Below are 943 nucleotides of genomic sequence, written 5' to 3' on the forward strand. Positions count from 1 at the left end.
AATCGCAGAAAGTGTATCGTAGTCCGGATTGTAGTCTGCAACTCGACTGCATGAAGTTGGAATCGCTAGTAATCGCGGATCAGCATGTCGCGGTGAATACGTTCCCGGGTCTTGTACACACCGCCCGTCACACCATGGGAGCGGGTTTTACCAGAAGTAGGTAGCTTAACCGCAAGGAGGGCGCTTACCACGGTAGGATTCGTGACTGGGGTGAAGTCGTAACAAGGTAGCCGTATCGGAAGGTGCGGCTGGATCACCTCCTTTCTAGAGTTTGCACGAATCATGTAAATGATTCACGCATCAAATGTTCACACTTATCGGCTGTTTAATTAAGAAGAAACAGTAGTCGTAGTAGTTCCGCGTTGGGGCTGTAGCTCAGCTGGTTAGAGCACCGTGTTGATAACGCGGGGGTCGTTGGTTCGAGTCCAACCAGCCCTACCAGTAAAAATTCCCGGGGGATTAGCTCAGCTGGGAGAGCACCTGCTTTGCAAGCAGGGGGTCGTCGGTTCGATCCCGTCATCCTCCACCAAAGTTTTACTCGAAAGTACAAACGTAAGCCGGTCAACAAGACTGTGGTTTAGGTTTGATCTTTTAGCGATCAAAGCTGTTTCGTTCTTTAACAATCTGGAATAAGTAAAGATTATTTATTGATCAAGTCTATGCGTGCAGCAATGCATGAGGCGACTTGATGGGTAATGATTGTATGTATCAACAAACAAGCAACAACGTTGTACTTTCTTATCCCTGTAGCGCTCTTTCATTATGCAAATGATGAGAGGCTAACGTTATAGGGACAAGCGAATAAGTGCACATGGTGGATGCCTTGGCGATTACAGGCGATGAAGGACGTAGTAGCTTGCGATAAGCTGCGGGGAGTGAGCAAACACACTTTGATCCGCAGATTTCCGAATGGGGCAACCCACCCTTTTAGGGTATTGCATAC

The 943-nt window shown here is 47.9% G+C and carries 2 tRNA genes and 2 rRNA genes; all 4 read left to right on the forward strand.

What is annotated here, in order from left to right:
• Window positions 1-264: ribosomal RNA gene (locus JaAD80_RS29940) — 16S ribosomal RNA — on the forward strand; the annotation flags it as partial.
• Window positions 265-364: 100 nt separating this feature from the next.
• Window positions 365-441 (forward strand) — tRNA-Ile (locus JaAD80_RS29945).
• Between the two features lie 12 nt (window positions 442-453).
• A tRNA-Ala gene (locus JaAD80_RS29950) sits at window positions 454-529 on the forward strand.
• A 262-nt stretch (window positions 530-791) separates the two neighbouring features.
• Window positions 792-943, forward strand: a 23S ribosomal RNA gene (locus JaAD80_RS29955); the annotation flags it as partial.

Origin of the sequence: Janthinobacterium sp. AD80 (genome assembly GCF_002878455.1) — a bacterium.
In the GTDB taxonomy this organism is placed as follows: Bacteria; Pseudomonadota; Gammaproteobacteria; order Burkholderiales; family Burkholderiaceae_D; genus Janthinobacterium.